The following is a 19,743-nucleotide window of genomic DNA, read 5'->3' on the forward strand; positions in this document are numbered from 1 at the left end:
TTCCTCCGCCTATCCTTAATTTAATAAATTATTTCTTTTTATTCTCAAATGGCATATATTCTCTCGCAATGTGCTCCGCAATCTTTATTCCGTCCATAGCCGCCGACATGATGCCGCCCGCATAGCCTGCTCCTTCTCCACACGGATATAGACCGCTTATGACCGATTGTCCATTTCCTCCTCTGGTGATTCGTACCGGAGAGGAAGTACGGCTCTCAACACCTGACAGCAGTACGCTGTCCTGCGCATAGCCGGGAATGATACGCTCAAACTGCTCCATCCCCTCCACAAACGCCCGATTTAAGGACTCTGGCATGATGTCGTGCACTTCAGCAAATTTCCACTGCCCCTTTATCTGTGGCGGATACCCGCCCTCTATTGCAGGCGTTTTTTCTTCCTTCTTCGTATGGGCTTTGAAATTGCCGTAATATTCCACCGGAACCTTCCCTTGTCCTAAAGCAAAGGCTCTTTCTTCCAGTCTTCGCTGAAAGGCTATCCCAGCAAGGGGATGCTGACTTTCGTAATCCTCCGGCGTAACAGAGACGATAATTGCACTGTTGGCATTTTTACCGTTTCTTTCGCTGTAGCTCATTCCGTTTACCGCCAGTCGTCCTTCCTCCGAGGAAGCGTTCACTACATAACCGCCGGGGCACATACAAAAAGAATATACTCCTCTTCCTTCCTTCGTCCGTGCCGTCAGCTTATAGGAAGCGGGCGGCAGCTTATGCTCTCCTTCCCCGTATTGGGAAACGTCAATCATTTTCTGAGGATGCTCCACCCTCACTCCTACCGCAAAGGACTTCGCCTCCATGGGAATCTGCCGTTTATACAGCATATCGAACGTATCTCTGGCGCTGTGACCTATGGCGAACACTACAGCCTCCGCCTCCAGCCGCAGGAATTCCCCTCCGGATTCCGTAATGACCGCACGTATCCTATCATCCGACACCACAATATCCGATACCTTTGTATCGAACCGTACTTCTCCTCCGTTATCGACGATTGCCTGACGTATATTTTTGACCACGTCCATAAGAATATCTGTTCCGATATGTGGCTTTCCGTCATATAGAATCGACTCCTGCGCACCTGCTGCCGCAAAAATAGAAAGCACCTCCTTATTCAGGCCATCCTTATCCTTTACCAAGGTATTCAGCTTTCCGTCCGAAAAGGTTCCTGCCCCCCCTTCGCCGAACTGCACATTGCATTCCGGATTCAGACTGCCGCCTTCCCAGTATCTGTCCACCTCTTTTTTTCGGGAATCCACATCCTTGCCCCGCTCCAGCAAAATGGGGTTATATCCGTGCCGGGCAAGCATATAGCCGCAGAATAAACCTGCCGGTCCGGTTCCTATGACGATGGGGCGATGCTTCAGCCGTCTCTGCCCACACGGTGGAAACCGATACTGAACAGGGGATACAACGCTCACCTGATCGCTCCTGCTCCTCTTAGCTGCCGACTGTTCCTTTTGCAGTCTCACATCTACCGTATAGCTGTAATAGATATCCGGCTTTTTCCGCGCATCAATGGACTGTCTTACAATTTCATAACAAAAGCTCTCCCCTTCGGGCAGCCTCAACATCCTTCTTATTTTATCTCTAAGTTCGCCTTCCGTATGTCCGGGAGAGAGCTTTAATTGGTTGATACGAATCATTTTCCCATCCTATTGTTTCTTAATATTCTGCATAGCCGCATTTTTGCCCGCAATATATCCGCTTGTCCACGCCCATTGCAGGTTGTAGCCTCCGCATCTTCCATCCACATCCAGAAGCTCCCCTGCAAAGTACAGCCCCGGAACGAATACGGACTCCATTTGCAGTGTAACTTCCCGCATATCCACTCCTCCCGCACTTACTTGCGCATTCTCGAAAGAATTGGTGCTCATCACATGCACGCACAGCCTTCTATAGGAATAGAGCAGCTTCTTCAAAGCCTCTTTCCCTATCCGTGCAGACTCCTCAGAGGGTTTTATTCCCTTAAGCTTAAGCATAGCCATATTTATCTTTTTATTTGCCATTCCAAGCAGAAATTCTTCTGCAGTCTTTCCTTCACAATCATCAATTCTCATCCGGCAGAGTTTCTCATATTCCTCGTCTCCGCTATCAGGAAAGAAATCTATATAAACGGGAACTTCTTTTTTCTCCTTCAGCATATATGCCGCAGTCCGGCTTAACTGGAAAACCGGAATACCCGAAATTCCATAGTCCGTAAACTGCACTTCGCCTCTCTCTTCCTGAACAGGAGAGGTCTCCTGGCCCAGCTTCAATAAAGCGTCACACCGGACTCCTGCTGCCATCTTAAACAAATCCTCCCTGCACTTAAGCTGCACCAATGCCGGTACCGTATCTATCAGATGGTGTCCAATACCGACCGCCAGACGGTAACCGCTTCCGTCTGAGCCCGTTTTCGGGGCCGCACATCCTCCGCAAGCCAGAACTGCCGAATGAAACTTTTCCGTTCTTCCTTCCGCCTCTATGACAAACATTCCATCTTTGCCGCTTTTTTGCAGGCTTTTTACCTCTGCGGAGACTTCCGTCCTGACTCCCAGCTGCTTAAGCTTAAGCCTGAGGATGTCCAATACCGTCGAAGCCTGCTCCGACAACGGGTATAAATACCCGTTTCTTTCTTTGCTAAGCATCCCCGCCTCATGAAAAAACGAAACAGCATCCGCCACGGAGAACTGCTCAAAAAGCTGCGGCAGTCTATCCCTGTACGTTCCGTAATAATGCTCCATACGAAAATCTCTGTTGGAATAATTACATTTCCCGTTTCCCGTAGCTAGTATTTTCTTACCTATCCGGTCATTCTTTTCAAAAATCGTCACCTGAGCTCCACACTGCGCTGCCGTTATGGCAGCCATCATCCCGGAAGCTCCTCCTCCGATTATCGCTATCTTCTTCACCTTACCATACCTCTCCGGCCATTTCGCTGCATTCCTATTATACATCAATTTTCTTAGCTTAACAATCTCATTTCAGCTTCATTATTGCAAGCCCTGTTAGCATTACACCGATATTCGGTTCCTGTTATGGCCGTGAAAAGCTTTATGCCCTTTTGAATACAATAAATATATAAACGGTGTAAAGTCTGTAATCATTAGACCTTACACCGCAAAATGCTGGTTATAATATTTTTTATCATTAACTGGAATAAGACTCCAGAAAATTATACAGTTCTTCCTCCGTAGCTACATATCTCTTCTTTATAATTTCCTGCTTCAGATCATCCGGCAGCGAATCAAGCGAAATGTTAGTGTTCATGTATACCGTACGCAGATCGTCGCAATAAACTACCACGAAATTTTTCTCATTTACCAGATAAAAGCTGGTGCTCACTTCCTTGTATATATAATTTTTGCGGATGACCACCTTCGCTTTGGAAAAGGAGACTACTTCCACGCTTACAAAGCCCAGCTCCTGATCCGTCAGGGAAGGAGACTGCTGATATAGCTCCATTTCCTTCACGAAGCGTTCTCTGTTCATCCCGATATATTTCTCCGGCACCTTCCACTTCGTTTCCACGGAGGTATCCTTTTTCAAATCTACCTCTTCTATAATATACTGAGTATCCGCACTTATGATTTGTTCCTCCCCCACTGCGGTAGGTATCACCTGCGGCTCCTCCTGAACCTCGACATTTTTTTGCTTTACCAGTTCGGCTTCGAATTTCTTCGGATAAAAAGTCTCCTCCAATTTCATATGGGAATAAAACCCGAATGAAAACATTCCCATAGGTATGATAAAAAAAAGACTGATACGTTTTACAAATTTCATTTCGCATTTCTCCTTTGTAAACAGTATCAGCCAAATTCTTCAATCTTATTCCTTTATTCCATTCAATTCATCACATCAAACGCACCCTTGCCGCTATGGATACTATCAGCTTTCCTCCGGGCATTTCGTTAAGCTCCTCTTTGCGCACACCTCTTAACACAATGAGCAGGACATTATAGACAATAAAGCATGCTACCACACCAATTATCAACGTAGCTGCTGCTCCCGCAAGGGATAGCAGCGCTTTGTTGAGCAGCATTCCGATAAGTCCCGATACTCCTGCTGCAATCAACGTTATCGCAAAAGTACGAAGCCATTCCTGAGAATATTTCATATATCTTGTCACGCCGAAGAAACACACGCCGCATGCCGTTAAGTAAAAAACAATATTGCCGCATACCACTGCCGTTATACCGAGCCCGGTGTTTCCAAGCAGCAGCACCGTCACTATTAAATGCAAAATAAATGCGGCAAGCCCTCCCAGGATGACGATCTGGATCTTTCGTATACGCTGTAATATCCCGGCAAGAAAATAAGTGAAGGAAAACAGAACAACCACTGCGGTTCCTGCCTGAATCAGCTTGACCGCCGTCTTAATCTCTTCTATAAAAAGGAGTTCTGCAATCGGTTCCGCCAGCACCGCTATAAGAACGGCACAAGGAATGGATATCACGGCCAACTGATGAATATTTCTTCCCATTTCCTCTTGTACTGCCCGATAATCCTGCCTGTCAAAAAGCTGTGCAATTCTCGGAACTGCTCCTATCACCGAAAGCGTACACAATATCGCCGCACCGCCTATCACTACACTATATTTTCCGTAGTATATTCCCCAGTGAAGAACCCTAAGAGATCCTTGTCCCTTTATGTTCATCGCATAATTAAACAGCCTTTGGTCCACCAGATAATTCATACTATAAAGCAATGCGCATATGGTATAAGGCAGTGAGGTGGTAATGAGCATGATCAATATCTCCGCTCTCGATTCCGCATACTTTCCTCCATCTTTTCCTATCTGCTGTTTGAAACTGCCCGAATAAACTGCATAGATAAAGAGCAAATGCAGCGTACCGAACAAGCAGGCTATCCCGATTCCCAAAGAAGCTCCGAACGCCCCATAGGCCGACGCATATTCTCCATTTTTAAGCAAGGCGGCTACCTTAAGCCCATAAGTATACAATACAGCTCCCAGAATCAGGCTGGATGCGCACATAATTACCTTCTCAAGCAGCTTGGAATGTACGGTAGGCATCATTGTGCCCATTCCCTGAAAATATCCCTTCAATACGCCCATAACCGCCGCCAGGAATACCGCGGGAGCTGCCGCTGCAATCGCCAAGTAGCTCATGTCCTCAAGTACGACCACCTGCGCGATCCCTGTGGAGAAAAAGAAGATTCCGCAAGCCGCCACCGCTCCGGATATGACCGCTAAAAACAAAGCGCTTCGAAACACCCTTCCGGCGCTTCTATACATTTCTCTCTTGATCCTGTACTTAATTGAAATAGTTACCGTTTTCGACAAACCGTACGACAATATTATAGTGCTTATAATAAATACTTCCATTCCGGCCGCAAAAAAACCGATTCCCTTATCTCCTATTATGCGGCCAAGCGGTATACGCATGAGCAATCCAATTAAGTAGGCGACCAGCCCTATCGTTGTTATCCACTCCCGCTTTTTTTTCCGCTCTTTGCTTTTCATCTCGCCGCTTTTACGTTTAGGTAAATGTTTCATGTCTGCCGTTCCTCTATCTTTTTTCTTTCATAAATCCTGTTTTCTAGTCTCTCGTAATATTAAGAATATCCATTATTGTCTTCTGCTTTTTCTCCATAACGGCAGCCTCTTCTTCCTCCATATGGTCGTAGCCGCACAGATGGAACATACTGTGTACTACTAAAAAAGCAAATTCCCGAAACTCACTGTGCCCATAGCTTTCGGCCTGTGACCTTACCTTGTCCACTGAGATGATAATATCCCCCAAGACCAGTTCGCCGCTGTCGGGGTCGAAGCAGTCCGCCTCCTCATCCTCCAGTCCGTCGAACATAGACGGTTCCTCATAAGACACGTTCGGAAAAGAAAGTACGTCCGTGGCCTTGTCCATATTCCTATATTCCTTATTGAACATGCGAATCCCTTCATCATCGGTAAGAAGAACACTTACGGAGGCTTCATAGGGACAGCCCTCACTGTCTAATACCGCCTCCATTACTCGATTCACCGTCTCTTCCACCGGAAAAGTAAAGATCACATCCGTTTCATTTTCAACGTAAGAAGTCATAATATAATTTTTCCTCCAAAAATACCTTTTTTATCCGGTTCATTTCCTGCATGGTAATTTCACTTCCGTCCAGCACACTGCTTTCTATCTTCTTTCGGAATATGGCATCCATCAAAAGCGGATAATTGAGAATAACATTCGCATCCTTCTTAAACATGCTCCCCACTACAGAAATTACCGTATCCGAAAGCTTCAGTACCACAGCTTCCTTAGATACCAGTACTTCCTCTTTATGATTATATTCTCTAAGCAGCATCGCAAGCTTCGGAGGGAACTTATATTCTTTGCAGATTTCTTCTATATTTTCCCACGTGTTTTCCCCTTTCAGTACTCCGATGCGATGGTAATATCCTCCCGCCTTCAAAAGAACTTCATCTAACCCCAGCCGCTTTGCTGCCTGATCGCACAAATATGCCGTATGTACCGCATGAAAATACTCTTCTATGTTCTCCTCCTTCAAAGAAGAGAGTAAAGGGCACTCCTGATCGTTCAAATCCATATACCGCTCTCTGTATTTATGTATTACGGCAAAGCTGAAATATTTCAAAATCACCATGATGAGAAGAAGGTTCATGAAAAAATTTATGACCGGTATCAAAAACAACTGCGGAGAAAAAACCTCATTTACCAAAAGGACATAACCTGCACTCAGCGCTACGAACAAGGTAAGCAGAGACAAAAACACCCTCGCCCCTACTTTATAAGTCTCGTCCAACTGTCTGAAAAGAATGATTCCTGCCGCTCCTGTGATAAAATATATAAAAAAGTCGGCAATTCCCGTTCCATTTCCATGCATGAGCGTAATCATTAAAAGCAGCGCTCCCGCCACGAGTCCCACAAGAGAATCGCTGAATAAGGAAAGCACGATAAAAATCGCCAGATAAGGCCAGCCTGCCGCAGGAATAAGAGGAAATACCACCGCACAAAGCAACGATATGAAAAACATCAGAAAAAAGCGTTCCTTATGCTCTGCATTATCATAGTCAAGTCCCTTAGTCTGCCCTTCGTATTCCAGTAAATATAAAATGGTTCCCATCCCCAGCAGTGATAAGATCACGTTGCGGGCCACCTCTAAATATTCTTTACCATAAAAATATCCGGCCCCCGCCGTTACAATTCCCACCAGAAAAAATATGAGGACAAACCCTTTTGTCTTTTTATTTTCTTCCATACCCGCTGTTCCTATTTCCCCGCTTTTCACGCATACCGCTGTCTTTTGCCTTACCACGTTCCGCTACCTTTTCGAAGTCCTCATACGCCTTTACGATTTTCTGTACAAGCGGATGCCTTACCACGTCTCTGCTGGTCAGATTGCAGAAGGCGATGTCATTTATTTTGGAAAGCACCCTTACCGCCACATCGAGCCCTGATTTATCCCCCGGTGCTAAGTCCTTCTGAGAAGCGTCACCCGTTATGATTACCTTGGAACCAAAGCCGATTCTCGTCAGAAACATCTTCATCTGAGCCGGTGTAGTGTTCTGCGCTTCGTCCAAAATGATATAGGCGTTATCCAGTGTCCGTCCCCTCATGTAGGCGAGAGGTGCTACCTCTATCAGCCCCTTTTCCATATTCTTCGCAAAGCTTTCCGCTCCCATAATCTGATACAATGCGTCGTACAGAGGCCTTAAATAAGGATCCACCTTGCTCTGCAAATCTCCAGGAAGAAAGCCCAGCTTCTCCCCCGCCTCTATGGCCGGACGGGTTAATATGATGCGGCTAACCTCTTCGTTCTTAAAGGCTGTAATAGCCATTGCCATAGCCAGATAAGTCTTGCCCGTTCCAGCGGGGCCAAGGCCGAATACAATCATGTTATTGCGGATAGCATCCACATATTGCTTCTGCCCAAGAGTCTTCGGCTTGATGGGCTTTCCGCTCACCGTATGGCATATGCAGTCGTTATCCATTTCTATCAGTACATCTTCTTTATCTTCCATTCCCATCGTTATTGCATAATCCACATTCTGTTCCTGGATTATATTTCCTCTCTTCGATAATTCAATCAGCTGCTTTACGATACTTTCCGCTTTTCTTACGTCTTTCTCGCCGCCGGATACCTTGACCGCTCCATCTCTGTCTATAATCGTTACATGAAAATCATTTTCTATCTTCTTAATATAATTATCATAATTCCCGAATATATTACGCATATGCTCCACCGGTAATTCCATCCGGCTCTCATAATGTTCCATGCACAAATCCTCTGCCTCTTCCTATCTAATCCAAAACCTCGTTTGTCGTCTCGTCCTCAGGCGTTTCACCCTCCGGCTGGGTCGCTTCAGGCACGATAGGAACGCTCTTTCCCGTCTTCTCTACAATTTGAAAATTCATATCCATCTGCCATTTTTTGTTTTTCTTACTTATTGTAACATTTTTTTCGATTATTTGAACCCCTTTTTCCTCTAAACTTCCGATAAATTTCTCTAATTTCTCAGAAAAAATACTTTTTATCTCTTCTTTTTCATAAATATTATTTTCCAATACGTATTCTCTATTTATACTGCTTCCATAATAGAGGGGCAGATAAAAGTTTTCCAGTAGTTTTACCTGCTTTTTATCCGTCACCTTATCATATTTTACATATTTCACCTTTCCTATTCGAAAAACGATATCCTTCGTAAGTACGGACATAAAATATTCCTTTTTAATTTCCCCCGTATAATTTTTCTGTTCATATGTGAGGGGCAGCTCTTCCTTTTCCTGCAGCGTTCTTTGAATAAAAATATCTGCATCTGCTTTATAATACTGGTATTTCTTAACAGTAGCGTCCTCGTTATATACCGGCACGCTGCCCGAGACAAGAACATCTCCTTTTTTAATTTCTGTCTGCACCGCCACCTTGGGGATACCCTTTCTCGTCACCATGCTGACAATGACACCATCGTTCTCCGCCACCAGATCCGAACCGAACGGGTTGTCATCCTCCTCATCGTTCTCTTTCGTATCTACCTCGTTTTCTTTTATCTGAATTTCCAGCCGCGTTCCCTCGATTTTAGCAGAGGTCCACGTGACGATTTCAAAGTCCTGCCTGATTTTCTTCTCCAGCTCTTCTATGTCTACATTTTTACGCTTCATGCCAACGTATATATTATTCGTTTCCAGAAAGTCAAAGAATATGTCGTCAGTAATGGTATGATTCCCATTTAGGTCTACTGCCCATATGAAGGTGGACATCCATATCCAAAAGACGATACTTCCCAAAAGCCCGAACAGGAATATCTTTCTTTTCTTCATTTTCGGCACAAAAAAAGGTAGTCCACAACGCTTTTGTATGGCTACCCTTGTTCCTGTCTTTTTTACGATGGATTTCAGCATACGAAATCCGCTTATGGTAATGCACATCGTGTAATAATCTCCATGGTTTACGATATTCCATAGAAATATATCGTGATTACTGCACAAATTCATAAACCGTTCCGGGGAATATCCCCATACCTTAATACAGACATATCCTTTTAAATATTGTATCAGCTGAAGCATATACGCGATAACTCCCTCATTCTTTTATATTGCCGCCGGTGCCGTTTCATCGTCAGTAGGAATTATGGTAACGGATACATTCGATATATCCGCTTATCTTCATATCTTCATTGGTATAATAATCGATGGACATTCTCTTGCCTATAATGCTGATCTGACAGGTCTTGCCCTGCAACAGGATCAATTCCTCGGAATACTCCAAGATGCCTCTGTAGTTTTCCACAAAGGCATCCGTATTTCCCGTTATCGTTACTATGGAAGCTCCAAGCACAGAATCCTTCGGTAGCTTGAGAGACTCCACAATGACTTCTTTTTTTCTTTCCAATTTTTGCTTTCCGCTTTGCTTATGGTTTCTCATCATGGAATAATATATGTTTCATTTTATCTAATAATACCTTTAATGAACGGTTGCTTCTCTACCGGCTTCTCAGAGAAGGAATAGGCGTTTATGAAACGCACCTTCGCCGCCTCCATCTTCTCCCTGTCATTTCCATGAATAACTGCAAGAGATTCTCCCGCTTTCACATAATCCCCTGCCTTTTTCTTAAGTACAAGCCCTACCGCCAAATCGATGTCGCTTTCCTTCGTCTCTCTGCCCCCTCCTAAAATGAGCGAGCAGATGCCGATTTCATCGCATACGATTTTTTTAATATATCCTTCTCTGGGAGAAGCAATTTCCTCTACGAAATCTGCCTTGGGAAGTAAATCGGATTCGTATACCGCTTTCGGGTCTCCGCCCTGTGCCTCTATGAACTGTGCAAGCTTCTTCAGCGCCGAACCGTCTGCGATGGTCTGCTCGAGCATCTTCCTTGCATCCTTTTCATCCGCCGCGAGACCGCCAAGCTCGACCATATAAGAACCAAGCGTCAGACATAGCTCCAGGAAATCCGCAGGACCATTTCCTTTCAGAGTATCGATTGCCTCCTTCACCTCCAGAGAGTTTCCCACCGCATATCCAAGCGGCTGGTCCATATCGGACACAACCGCTACCGCTTTTCTGCCCGCATTTTTGCCGAGCTCCACCATCTCCTTCGCCAAAGAAAAGGCATCCTTCTCCTCCTTCATAAATGCGCCGCTTCCCGTTTTTACATCCAACACGATCGCATCCGCACCCGATGCCAGCTTCTTGCTCATAATGGAACTGGCAATCAAGGACATGTTATCCACCGTAGCCGTCACATCCCGAAGGCCATACAGCTTCTTATCCGCAGGAGCCAGATCTGCAGTCTGCCCCATAATAGCGATGCCTATTTTGTTCACATTATCAATAAACTGACGCTCCGAAATCCCCGTTGAAAATCCTTCAAAACTCTCCAGCTTGTCAATGGTCCCTCCGGTATGTCCTAAACCCCGTCCGCTCATTTTGGCCACTTTGATGCCGCAAGCCGCAACCATGGGCGTCAAAGCAAGAGAGGTCTTGTCTCCCACCCCTCCCGTACTGTGCTTATCCACCTTGATTCCTTCAATTAGGGATAAATCCAGCATATCGCCGCTGTTAGCCATTGCCATCGTAAGGTGCAGGGTCTCTTCCTTATCCATACCTACAAAGTAAATCGCCATCATCATCGCGGACATTTGGTAATCAGGAATCTGCCCATCGGTAAAACCGCCTACCATATATTCGATTTCCTCTTTGGCCAGCTTGCCCCCGTTTCTTTTCTTCATGATCAAATCATACATTCTCATAGCTTTCCGGCTTCTCCTTTTTCGTACCAAGCGTATCATAGCTTTTTATTTATGATAGGGTTCCCCGCTTATAATGCGGTAAGCCCTATATATCTGCTCCGCCAATATCACGCGCATGAGCTGATGCGGAAATGTCATATCCGAAAAGCTGAGTTTCTCATCCGCACGGTCAGATACTTTCTTATATAGTCCGAGCGAGCCGCCTATGACAAACTGTATATGGCTTCTCCCATAAACAGCGAGCTTATTCAGCTTATCGGCAAAAGCCACCGAATCCAATTTGTTCCCGCGAATCTCCAAAGTAATGACATATGCATCATCCTTTATATATTTCATAATGCGTTCGGATTCCTTCTCCCTGATCTGCTCCTCCACGGCTTCGCTCGCTTTGTCAGGCGTTTTCTCGTCGTCCACCTCTATCACTTCAAAACGGCAGTACTTGTTAAGCCGCTTCGCATATTCATAAACTGCGTCCCGATAATATTTCTCTTTTACTTTTCCTACTGCTATAATCGTTATTTTCATAGATCCTCGGAATCCTATTCGAAAATATTCTGATAATAATCGTCGGTAAAGGAATCCAAAAAGCCTTCGTCCAAATTCATAAACTGATAGGAGATCTGCTTCTTCATCTTATCCACCCGTTTGAAATACCGGCTTTCCTCACTTTCTTCTTCCACGTCCTCAAAAAGTCCTGCATCCACGCTTTCTGCAGTCAGGTTCTCCGAACACCATTTCGTGATTTCGCTGGTCAGATTGTTTTCCGATTCCGCCTTTTGCGCCAGTATCTTCGAGGACTTCATGGATACGACTCCCATCACCACGAACAACACGAATAGAACACCCATCACACCGCAGATCATATACCGGTTCATGATATTGATGGATACCGGAATAATTCCTGCAAAAATCAGGATAATCGCGATCAGCCCAACGCTTCCCAGAATCAACAGCAAATACGCAGAAGAACGATTCTCCTCCGCCTTCTTGGCACTATTTTGGTAAACCCCTTTCCCCCGACCGGTTAAGGAAAGCGGCACCACATCGCCGTCTGCGGCGGGCTCTCCCCCTTCCGCTTTCTCTTTTTCCTTTTCCTCTTTAAAAAACACATCGACTGCAAGCGCCGCTTTACGCCGTTCCTCACCGCTTACGAACAGCTCGTACACCTCATCTTTCAAATCGAAGGATGTATATGCCGACTTTATCTGGTTAAAATGCAGAAATTCTTTCAGCCTCTCCATCTGCTCCTTCTCTCCAAAGGTAAGAGGCTCGTCCACACTTCCTTCTAACGTGTCTTTAAGCTCTACCCCGCAATCGGCGCATACCGTTACGCCTTCTCTATATTCGTTTTTACATTTCGGACACCAAGGCATTGTTACCCCTCCCGCACTCTTTTTTTGTCCGGCAAATTATTGTTTCGCCGCGGATATCAATCCGTTTACCCCTTGATTTACGTTCTCTTTTTCGGTTACCCATTGATAGTTGTCTTTATCTGTCAATTCAACGATTACCGGATACTGTCCTTTCTTATCTTTCTCGCCCAAGGACTGCCATACGCCGTTCTTCGCCGTACCGCTCCACTCTTTGATGTTATTGTCTTTATAGTAATTGGTAATATAAATCTCCCCGTCATAAAGACCATCCTTAAAATTGCCTATAAAATTTCGGTTGTAGCCTACGTTCGCCTCCATGTTTTCCACAATGAAATCATAGTGCTCAGCACCTTCTCCATTCGGCAGGTCATTGCTCCAGCTTCCAGAATAGCTATGCTGCAAATACAAACTATCCTTCGCTTTTACGTTCTGATCGTACACATAATACTTGATCCACATTCCGTCTCCGCTTCTGACGCCATTTTTCCACTCACCATAATAATACTGATTATCAGCATATATTGCAAGTCCTTTACCGCTTGGTCGGTTATTTTCATCCGTATCTCCGAAATAATAATACTTAACGGAGCCGGAAAGCTTCTGTGACGCGGCTCTATATCTGGGCAGATATGCCAGATCCTCCACCGCCTCCATATTTCCGTCTTCCCAATATCCCCTCATTTCAGACATCTGTCTGGACATATCGATTTCTACTGTGGATAAATTCTCAGAAGCCTCCTTCTGCCATTTCGCGGTTGTCTTCCCATTGTCTCTTCCAGCGGCCTGCTCCTCATCAATAATGCTTTCCTCCGGGATGTCCTCATCTTCCTCTATCACCACAGCCGGCTCCCCAGTTGCTTCTTCGCCTTCCGTTTCGCTCTCCTCTTCCTGCTCCTTTATCTCGGAATCATCAATATTCTGCGCATCTTTACCCTGCGTACTATTGGCATATTCCATAATATCCGTCTGAAGCTTACTGTTCGTGTCCAGCATTTCCCGTCTGTCGATTTCGTGTACGATAAAGCTGATGCCGCAGATGATAACGATGAGCACCACTGCAATTCCTATCGTTATTAACTTCACTTTATTGCTGCTATCCTTCACATTTAACCTCTCTTATCTCTCTTCATAATCAAAACATGACCTATTGTATGTAACGCTTCCCACATACGAAGCCGCTTTAACATGTGCCGGATGTTTCTGATAAGCATTCAAGGCCTCCACCGATTCAAAAGCAGAAATCAACGCTATATCCCTATTGCTCGAAGGCAGTTCATCGATCACTACTTCCAGGGAAAGTACTCCCGACACCTCGGATTTTACACCCTCTAACTGCTTCTTAACAGCTTTTGCTGCCTCCTTTTTTTCCTTCTCGGATAATTCTTCATTCAAATTCCAAAATACAATATGATGTACCATTTTGTCGTCTCAGCCTCCGTTTACTTTTGGTTTTTATTTCCTAACACTACTATGCAATTATACCACAGTAATAATGAATGGTAAGCAATAATTTTTTTAATAGTTTATTAAGAATTATATAAGGCTTTATCTATTATGAATAATATATGCTTTACAGAAAACATTTTAGCCGGTACATAATATAGATAATCCGATGTACAAAATATAGATAAAATAGTTGACAGCTTCTACCCCTTATGTTAACATCAACTTGGTCGAAAAAATATATAGATTAGAATCCGGTTGGCAGTTAAACAGACTGTTCAAGATATCAAGCTTGTTGGGTGGAGAGCTTTTCAAAGCTCCCCACCTTTTTTACTTTATAATATCAAGGAGGTGAATTTATGTCTTTTATTCAAAGTGTATTGACTGCATTATTCTGCATGGTGCTCGTATTTTCTGTACTTTTTATATTATGGGGATTGATATCGCTGTTTTCCCATATAATCGGAAAAATCCAAAATCCCACACATAATGTAAATGTTCCTGAAAGGTGAATCCTGCTTCACCTTACATATAACACCAATACGGATATCAATTTAGGAGGAAATTATGTTTGTAGATTCACTTATTAATTTATGGAACGATTCAGGTTTTATGTCACTCACCTGGCAGTCGATTATTATGATTCTTGTATCATTCATACTGATTTATCTTGCCATTGCTAAAAAGTTTGAGCCGCTTCTGCTGCTCCCAATCGCATTTGGTATGCTGTTAGCCAATCTGCCTTTGACCGGCCTTATGAGTGATGGCTCTGTCACCGGGGAAACTGCGGGACTTCTTTATTACTTATATCAGGGAGTTAAAATGGGAATATATCCTTCCCTAATTTTTCTCGGGATAGGAGCAATGACGGATTTCGGGCCGTTGATTGCAAGACCGAGCAGTATGCTTATCGGAGCAGGTGCGCAGTTTGGCATTGCGATTGCTTTCGTAGTCGCAGGTCTTTTAGGATTTACTCCCGCAGAAGCGGCATCTATCGGCATTATCGGAGGCGCGGACGGCCCTACAGCAATTTATCTTACGACGAGATTAGCGCCTCATCTCTTGGCCCCCATTGCGGTTGCCGCCTATTCTTACATGGCACTGATCCCTATAATCCAACCCCCTCTTATGAGACTTCTTACCACAGAAAAAGAACGTGTTATCAAGATGGATCAGCTTAGAAAAGTATCCAAGCTGGAAAAAGTATGTTTTCCCATTTTAGTATCAGTTCTTTGCATTCTGTTGTTACCCTCTGTTGCCCCGCTAATCGGCATGCTCATGCTTGGAAATCTTTTCAAAGAATCCGGTGTAGTAGATAGGCTTTCCGATACGGCTCAGAATGCATTGATCAATATAGTAACCATTTTTCTCGGTCTTACCGTAGGCGCAACTGCCACAGGCAGTGAATTTTTAAAACCTGGAACCTTGGGAATTATCGCACTTGGTCTGGTTGCCTTTGCTTTCAGTACGATAGGCGGACTCTTAATCGGCAAACTTATGTGCTTTCTGACAAAGGGAAAAATCAATCCTTTAATTGGATCGGCAGGTGTTTCAGCAGTTCCAATGGCCGCACGAATTTCTCAGCTGGAAGGCCAAAAAGCCAATCCCAGCAATTTCCTTCTAATGCACGCCATTGGTCCAAATGTTTCCGGTGTAATTGGGTCGGCAGTGGCTGCTGGTATTTTACTTTCTCTGTTCGGCTGATTCTTGAATATTAAACCAGCCAGATATATTGAATAAAAGTAAATGATTTATATAAAAATCCCCGGACAACGATTTTCACGGTCCGGGGATCTTTCATGCTTTATTTTGCCTAATCAATCTTACACACAACTATTTATTTCTTAAATATTCATCGATTCCTTTGGCTGCTGCCTTACCCGCTCCCATCGCCAGAATAACGGTTGCTGCCCCTGTTACGGCATCACCGCCTGCGTACACGCCTTCCTTTGTAGTCTTGCCGGAATTCTCATCCGCAACAATACATTTCCACTTATTTGTCTCCAAACCTTCTGTAGTGGAGGAAATAAGCGGATTGGGAGAAGTTCCAAGAGACATGATTACCGTGTCAACCTCAATGATAAATTCGGAATCAGGTTTCACCACCGGCCTTCTTCTGCCGGACTCATCGGGCTCACCCAACTCCATCTTTACACATTTGATACCGTTTACCCAACCCTTTTCATTGGTAAGAATTTCTACGGGATTGGTCAGAAGGTCGAAAATGATTCCTTCCTCCTTCGCGTGATGCACTTCCTCCACTCTGGCAGGAAGCTCCTCCTCGCTTCTTCTGTATACTACATGTACCTCGGCACCCAGTCTGAGTGCCGTTCTGGCTGCGTCCATGGCTACGTTTCCGCCGCCTACTACTGCCACCTTATTCCCCTTCATAATCGGTGTAGTAGAGTCCTCCTGAAACGCTTTCATCAAATTGCTTCTCGTCAGATATTCATTGGCGGAGAATACGCCGTTGGCTTGCTCGCCCGGAATTCCCATGAACTTGGGAAGCCCCGCGCCGGAACCGATAAATACTGCGTCAAATCCCTCTTCATCCATAAGCTCATCAATGGTAACAGCTTTTCCTACCACCACGTTGGTCTCTATTTTTACGCCGAGAGATTTTACGTTCTCGATTTCCTTCGCCACAACCTTTTCCTTAGGCAGACGGAATTCAGGAATGCCGTATACGAGCACGCCGCCCGGCTCGTGCAGCGCCTCGAAGATGGTGACATCATACCCTAACTTCGCCAAATCTCCTGCGCAGGTAAGTCCTGCCGGGCCGGAACCGATGACCGCTACCTTTTTACCGTTCTTCTCCTTAGCAGCTTCCGGTTTCACTCCTTTTTCACAAGCCCAGTCCGCAACAAAACGCTCCAATTTGCCAATAGATACGGGCTCACCCTTGATTCCTCTGATACATACGCCTTCACACTGACTCTCCTGCGGGCATACGCGACCGCATACCGCCGGAAGGGAAGACGACTCATTGATGATGTGGTATGCTGCCTCCACATCCCCATCCTTAACTTTCTCTATAAAAGCGGGAATATTAATCGATACGGGACATCCTACGATACATCTCGCATTCTTGCAGTTAATACATCTTAGCGCTTCTTCTCTCGCTTCTTCTTCATTATATCCAAAGCACACTTCCTCAAAGTTGGTCGCGCGCACCTTTGCATCCTGTTCGCGTACAGGAACCTTCTTCAATACGTCCATAATATCCTCCGTTCCATTTCTCTATTCGCAATCCTACTTACGTACCTGCTGCTAATTGTTGTCGGTGCAGTTACCGCATCCGCCATGATGAGTGGCGCCCTCCTGCTCCTTCAGCAGAGCTCTGCCCTCAATCGTCTGATATAGCTGCTGACGCTTCATCGCCTGATCGAAGTCTACCTTGTGTCCGTCGAATTCCGGTCCGTCCACGCAGGCGAACTTCACTTCTCCGCCTACTGTCACACGGCATGCGCCGCACATTCCGGTACCGTCCACCATAATAGGGTTCAAGCTCACAACCGTAGGAATGCCTAATTCCTCCGTCATCTTGCATACGAACTTCATCATAATCATCGGTCCGATCGCAATACATACGTCGTAATGCTTTCCTTCCTCTACCAGATCTTTGATCGTCTGCGTAACCATGCCGCTTCTTCCGTAAGACCCGTCATCCGTCGTTATATAGAGATTTCCGGCAACCGCTTCCATCTCTTTTTCCAAAATAATAATATCTTTCGTCTTCGCACCCACTATGACATCCGCATTCACTCCACGTTTCTGCAGCCATTTCACCTGAGGATAAACCGGTGCCGTTCCCACGCCTCCGGCAACGAACAATATACTCTTTTCCTTCAGTTCCTCAACCGGCTCATCTACGAGCTCGGAAGGACATCCTAACGGTCCCACAAAATCATGAAGACTGTCTCCTGCTTTCAATTCTCCCATTTTCTTAGTGCCTGCTCCCACAGTCTGGAAAACAATGGTGACCGACCCTCTTTCTCTGTTGTAATCGCAAATTGTAAGCGGTATTCTTTCCCCTTCTGCATCCATTCTGACAATAACAAATTGTCCCGGCTGACATCTTTTCGCAACACGTCTCGCCTCAACTTCCATGAGATAAATATTGGTAGTCAGCTCTCTTGCTTCTAAAATCTTGTACATCTTATCCCTCCTGTATAGCACTTTACTGTATGAAAGCTATCTTAATAATGATACTGGAAAAACTCACAAAGTGCAATGCTTTTATTCCAAAGGTATTAGTATAATTTTCCCAGCGTCATCATAGGTAATACGGAAAACACTTCCGTCCTGAATATTCACTCCATAGATTCTGTCAGTCTTCGTCTGCATCCCCGGAGCATCTTCGTAATACTCATAAACAACATAATAATCTCCACCGTCAATTCTCGATACCGCGCCGAACTTGTAAGCGTTATGTCCGCTCATTCCGCGCAGACTTCCCTGTTCATCCAAAAGCACGTCCGCACGCATCAAAGCATGCACTACATTCATAATAGCAATATCCGTGGATATTTCCGTATTCAACGTCAGCTTATATGTACGCATGATGACATCACTTGCCACGCCCTCGGGGCTTAGAGCAATGAACTTATACACAGATTTGCCAAGGGGCATCGGAATCGCCGATGTATACAACAGACTGTCCTCGGTAGGATCCGTGCTGTCCGTAGTATAATAGATGCGGCAGTCCTCCGCCGCACTCACCTCGATCATATTAGGCTCATAATAGTCTCCGCTGTAAACCGAAACCTCCGGTGCCGCAGGTTCTACCAGATCAATCCGGTAGGTGTTGCTCACCACATCGCTCTTAATTCCGTAATCATTGACAAAATAGGCCTTTACTGTATAATCCCCGGTCTCCAGAAAAATCGGGGCCGTATATACGTCACTATCCGCATCCGGTTCTTCGCCGTCCAGGGTATAATAAATCTTCCCGGAAGTGTTTGCACTCAGCTTAAGAGGGATGACCTCCTCGTAATTTCCTTCTACATAGCTGAATTCCGGCGGCTTAGCAATATACCTTTGAAACGTATTGACGATATTTTCATCGGGACAGGAAAGCAGCAATTCGTTAATTGCCTGATAATTCTCCTGCGTTTTGTATATGGATATGATTTTGTCGTAAGCGTCTTCCAAATCTACTTCCTTGTATAAATCCGCTTCTTCTATGATCTGCTGCAGCGTATATACCGCAAAATCATATTTTTCCTGAATATAATAATAATCTGCCATCAGAAACATGACATCAGCATTATCCGCTTCCAAATCGTGTACCTTCTCCAGATATCCGATTGCCTGCGTATATTTCCCCTGCTCCGCATATTCCTTTGCCTTTGCCAACTGATAAGGAACCGAATAGCTACAGTACATGGAATATCCTGTCACACACAATATCAGGCTGGCAATGACCGCTGTCAGTAACATACCTATCTTCCGTCCGCGTCCCGGCTTATTTTGCAGTTCGCCTAAAGGCTCTTCCTTTTTGCTTTCCTTTATCTTATCTTCATCCATTGGTATTTCGGGCATTTCTTCTTTTGCCAGTTCGACAAAAAGCGTGGATAAAGTCTCATTTATTTCTTGTTCGATTTCGGGCTCGAAATCTGGTACGATTCTGATTTCTTCCCCGCAATTATCGCAATATAAATAACCTTCTGCCAGCTCATATCCGCATTTTGGACATTTCATAAGCAAATA

Annotated in this window: 19 protein-coding genes and 1 other annotated feature; of the genes, 2 read left to right on the top strand and 17 right to left on the bottom strand. The window is 44.9% G+C overall.

All coding sequences use genetic code 11. From position 1 onward, the window contains the following. Positions 1–28: 28 nt before the first annotated feature. The 14 genes from V6984_RS13455 to V6984_RS13520 all read right to left on the bottom strand — a co-directional run bounded on the left by V6984_RS13455 (position 29) and on the right by V6984_RS13520 (position 13,980). Entirely contained in the window at positions 29–1,654 is a 1,626-nt protein-coding gene (locus V6984_RS13455) for an NAD(P)/FAD-dependent oxidoreductase (RefSeq protein ID WP_342756135.1), read from the bottom strand. Between the two features lie 9 nt (positions 1,655–1,663). Beyond that, positions 1,664–2,947 (bottom strand): NAD(P)/FAD-dependent oxidoreductase, encoded by a 1,284-nt coding sequence (locus V6984_RS13460; protein ID WP_342756136.1) that lies wholly within the window; start codon positions 2,945–2,947, stop codon positions 1,664–1,666. Positions 2,948–3,140: 193 nt separating this feature from the next. Next, on the bottom strand, positions 3,141–3,773 hold the full coding sequence (locus V6984_RS13465; protein WP_342756137.1) for a hypothetical protein: 633 nt from the start codon (positions 3,771–3,773) through the stop codon (positions 3,141–3,143). 70 nt (positions 3,774–3,843) lie between these two features. Further along, positions 3,844–5,508 carry an oligosaccharide flippase family protein gene (locus tag V6984_RS13470; protein WP_342756138.1) on the bottom strand — a complete coding sequence of 555 codons (1,665 nt, stop codon included), beginning with the start codon at positions 5,506–5,508 and terminating at the stop codon, positions 3,844–3,846. Positions 5,509–5,551: 43 nt separating this feature from the next. Then, positions 5,552–6,052 (bottom strand): rRNA maturation RNase YbeY, encoded by a 501-nt coding sequence (gene ybeY, locus V6984_RS13475; protein WP_342756139.1) that lies wholly within the window; start codon positions 6,050–6,052, stop codon positions 5,552–5,554. Further along, on the bottom strand, positions 6,036–7,223 hold the full coding sequence (locus V6984_RS13480) for a hypothetical protein (protein ID WP_342756140.1): 1,188 nt from the start codon (positions 7,221–7,223) through the stop codon (positions 6,036–6,038). The genes ybeY and V6984_RS13480 overlap by 17 nt, the downstream gene beginning before the upstream one ends. Further along, the gene (locus tag V6984_RS13485) at positions 7,210–8,241 is read right to left on the bottom strand and encodes a PhoH family protein (RefSeq protein ID WP_342756141.1); all 1,032 of its coding nucleotides are present in this window, start codon (positions 8,239–8,241) and stop codon (positions 7,210–7,212) included. The genes V6984_RS13480 and V6984_RS13485 overlap by 14 nt, the downstream gene beginning before the upstream one ends. A 25-nt stretch (positions 8,242–8,266) precedes the next feature. Further along, complete coding sequence (locus V6984_RS13490) at positions 8,267–9,529, bottom strand: sporulation protein YqfD (protein WP_342756142.1); 1,263 nt, start codon at positions 9,527–9,529, stop codon at positions 8,267–8,269. A 52-nt stretch (positions 9,530–9,581) separates the two neighbouring features. Beyond that, on the bottom strand, positions 9,582–9,854 hold the full coding sequence (locus tag V6984_RS13495; RefSeq protein ID WP_035315448.1) for a YabP/YqfC family sporulation protein: 273 nt from the start codon (positions 9,852–9,854) through the stop codon (positions 9,582–9,584). A 56-nt stretch (positions 9,855–9,910) separates the two neighbouring features. Next, positions 9,911–11,215: a pyrimidine-nucleoside phosphorylase gene (locus V6984_RS13500; RefSeq protein ID WP_342756143.1), complete on the bottom strand. Its 1,305-nt coding sequence runs from the start codon at positions 11,213–11,215 to the stop codon at positions 9,911–9,913. A gap of 45 nt (positions 11,216–11,260) precedes the next feature. Continuing rightward, positions 11,261–11,740 carry a 23S rRNA (pseudouridine(1915)-N(3))-methyltransferase RlmH gene (rlmH, locus tag V6984_RS13505; RefSeq protein WP_342756144.1) on the bottom strand — a complete coding sequence of 160 codons (480 nt, stop codon included), beginning with the start codon at positions 11,738–11,740 and terminating at the stop codon, positions 11,261–11,263. 14 nt (positions 11,741–11,754) lie between these two features. Continuing rightward, positions 11,755–12,588 carry a hypothetical protein gene (locus tag V6984_RS13510; protein WP_342756145.1) on the bottom strand — a complete coding sequence of 278 codons (834 nt, stop codon included), beginning with the start codon at positions 12,586–12,588 and terminating at the stop codon, positions 11,755–11,757. A 36-nt stretch (positions 12,589–12,624) separates the two neighbouring features. After that, positions 12,625–13,692, bottom strand: coding sequence for a hypothetical protein (locus V6984_RS13515; RefSeq protein ID WP_342756146.1), 1,068 nt, complete (start codon positions 13,690–13,692; stop codon positions 12,625–12,627). 12 nt (positions 13,693–13,704) lie between these two features. Then, positions 13,705–13,980, bottom strand: a complete 276-nt coding sequence (locus V6984_RS13520; RefSeq protein WP_342756147.1) for a Dabb family protein — start codon at positions 13,978–13,980, stop codon at positions 13,705–13,707. A 307-nt stretch (positions 13,981–14,287) separates the two neighbouring features. Next, positions 14,288–14,340, top strand: a sequence feature (sodium ion sensor (DUF1646 type); this cis-regulatory element may regulate processes involved in with the transportation of sodium ions). 89 nt (positions 14,341–14,429) lie between these two features. Here V6984_RS13520 and V6984_RS22350 point away from each other — a divergent pair. Together V6984_RS22350 and V6984_RS13525 are read left to right on the top strand one after the other, a co-directional pair. After that, a complete protein-coding gene (locus V6984_RS22350) occupies positions 14,430–14,543 on the top strand; it encodes an OadG family protein (RefSeq protein WP_425324260.1) in 114 nt (37 codons plus the stop codon). A gap of 55 nt (positions 14,544–14,598) precedes the next feature. Continuing rightward, positions 14,599–15,735, top strand: a complete 1,137-nt coding sequence (locus V6984_RS13525; RefSeq protein WP_425324210.1) for a sodium ion-translocating decarboxylase subunit beta — start codon at positions 14,599–14,601, stop codon at positions 15,733–15,735. A gap of 129 nt (positions 15,736–15,864) precedes the next feature. Here the strand turns inward: V6984_RS13525 and gltA are convergent, their stop codons facing one another. The 3 genes from gltA to V6984_RS13540 form a co-directional block, all read right to left on the bottom strand. Then, positions 15,865–17,253, bottom strand: coding sequence for an NADPH-dependent glutamate synthase (gltA, locus tag V6984_RS13530; protein ID WP_425324261.1), 1,389 nt, complete (start codon positions 17,251–17,253; stop codon positions 15,865–15,867). 48 nt (positions 17,254–17,301) lie between these two features. After that, positions 17,302–18,189 carry a sulfide/dihydroorotate dehydrogenase-like FAD/NAD-binding protein gene (locus V6984_RS13535; RefSeq protein ID WP_342756149.1) on the bottom strand — a complete coding sequence of 296 codons (888 nt, stop codon included), beginning with the start codon at positions 18,187–18,189 and terminating at the stop codon, positions 17,302–17,304. An 81-nt stretch (positions 18,190–18,270) separates the two neighbouring features. Further along, the gene (locus V6984_RS13540; RefSeq protein ID WP_342756150.1) at positions 18,271–19,734 is read right to left on the bottom strand and encodes a chitobiase/beta-hexosaminidase C-terminal domain-containing protein; all 1,464 of its coding nucleotides are present in this window, start codon (positions 19,732–19,734) and stop codon (positions 18,271–18,273) included. Positions 19,735–19,743 lie beyond the last annotated feature (9 nt).

It is taken from the genome of Kineothrix sp. IPX-CK (assembly GCF_039134705.1).
GTDB lineage: Bacteria > Bacillota > Clostridia > Lachnospirales > Lachnospiraceae > Kineothrix > Kineothrix sedimenti.

Coding starts and splice junctions, on each gene's coding strand:
- V6984_RS13455 (WP_342756135.1), bottom strand. CDS start 1,654: ATGATTCGTATCAACCAATTAAAGCTCTCTCCCGGACATACGGAAGGC.
- V6984_RS13460 (WP_342756136.1), bottom strand. CDS start 2,947: ATGTATAATAGGAATGCAGCGAAATGGCCGGAGAGGTATGGTAAGGTG.
- V6984_RS13465 (WP_342756137.1), bottom strand. CDS start 3,773: ATGAAATTTGTAAAACGTATCAGTCTTTTTTTTATCATACCTATGGGA.
- V6984_RS13470 (WP_342756138.1), bottom strand. CDS start 5,508: ATGAAACATTTACCTAAACGTAAAAGCGGCGAGATGAAAAGCAAAGAG.
- ybeY (WP_342756139.1), bottom strand. CDS start 6,052: ATGACTTCTTACGTTGAAAATGAAACGGATGTGATCTTTACTTTTCCG.
- V6984_RS13480 (WP_342756140.1), bottom strand. CDS start 7,223: ATGGAAGAAAATAAAAAGACAAAAGGGTTTGTCCTCATATTTTTTCTG.
- V6984_RS13485 (WP_342756141.1), bottom strand. CDS start 8,241: ATGGAACATTATGAGAGCCGGATGGAATTACCGGTGGAGCATATGCGT.
- V6984_RS13490 (WP_342756142.1), bottom strand. CDS start 9,529: ATGCTTCAGCTGATACAATATTTAAAAGGATATGTCTGTATTAAGGTA.
- V6984_RS13500 (WP_342756143.1), bottom strand. CDS start 11,215: ATGAGAATGTATGATTTGATCATGAAGAAAAGAAACGGGGGCAAGCTG.
- rlmH (WP_342756144.1), bottom strand. CDS start 11,740: ATGAAAATAACGATTATAGCAGTAGGAAAAGTAAAAGAGAAATATTAT.
- V6984_RS13510 (WP_342756145.1), bottom strand. CDS start 12,588: ATGCCTTGGTGTCCGAAATGTAAAAACGAATATAGAGAAGGCGTAACG.
- V6984_RS22350 (WP_425324260.1), top strand. CDS start 14,430: ATGGTGCTCGTATTTTCTGTACTTTTTATATTATGGGGATTGATATCG.
- V6984_RS13525 (WP_425324210.1), top strand. CDS start 14,599: ATGTTTGTAGATTCACTTATTAATTTATGGAACGATTCAGGTTTTATG.
- V6984_RS13535 (WP_342756149.1), bottom strand. CDS start 18,189: ATGTACAAGATTTTAGAAGCAAGAGAGCTGACTACCAATATTTATCTC.
- V6984_RS13540 (WP_342756150.1), bottom strand. CDS start 19,734: ATGAAATGTCCAAAATGCGGATATGAGCTGGCAGAAGGTTATTTATAT.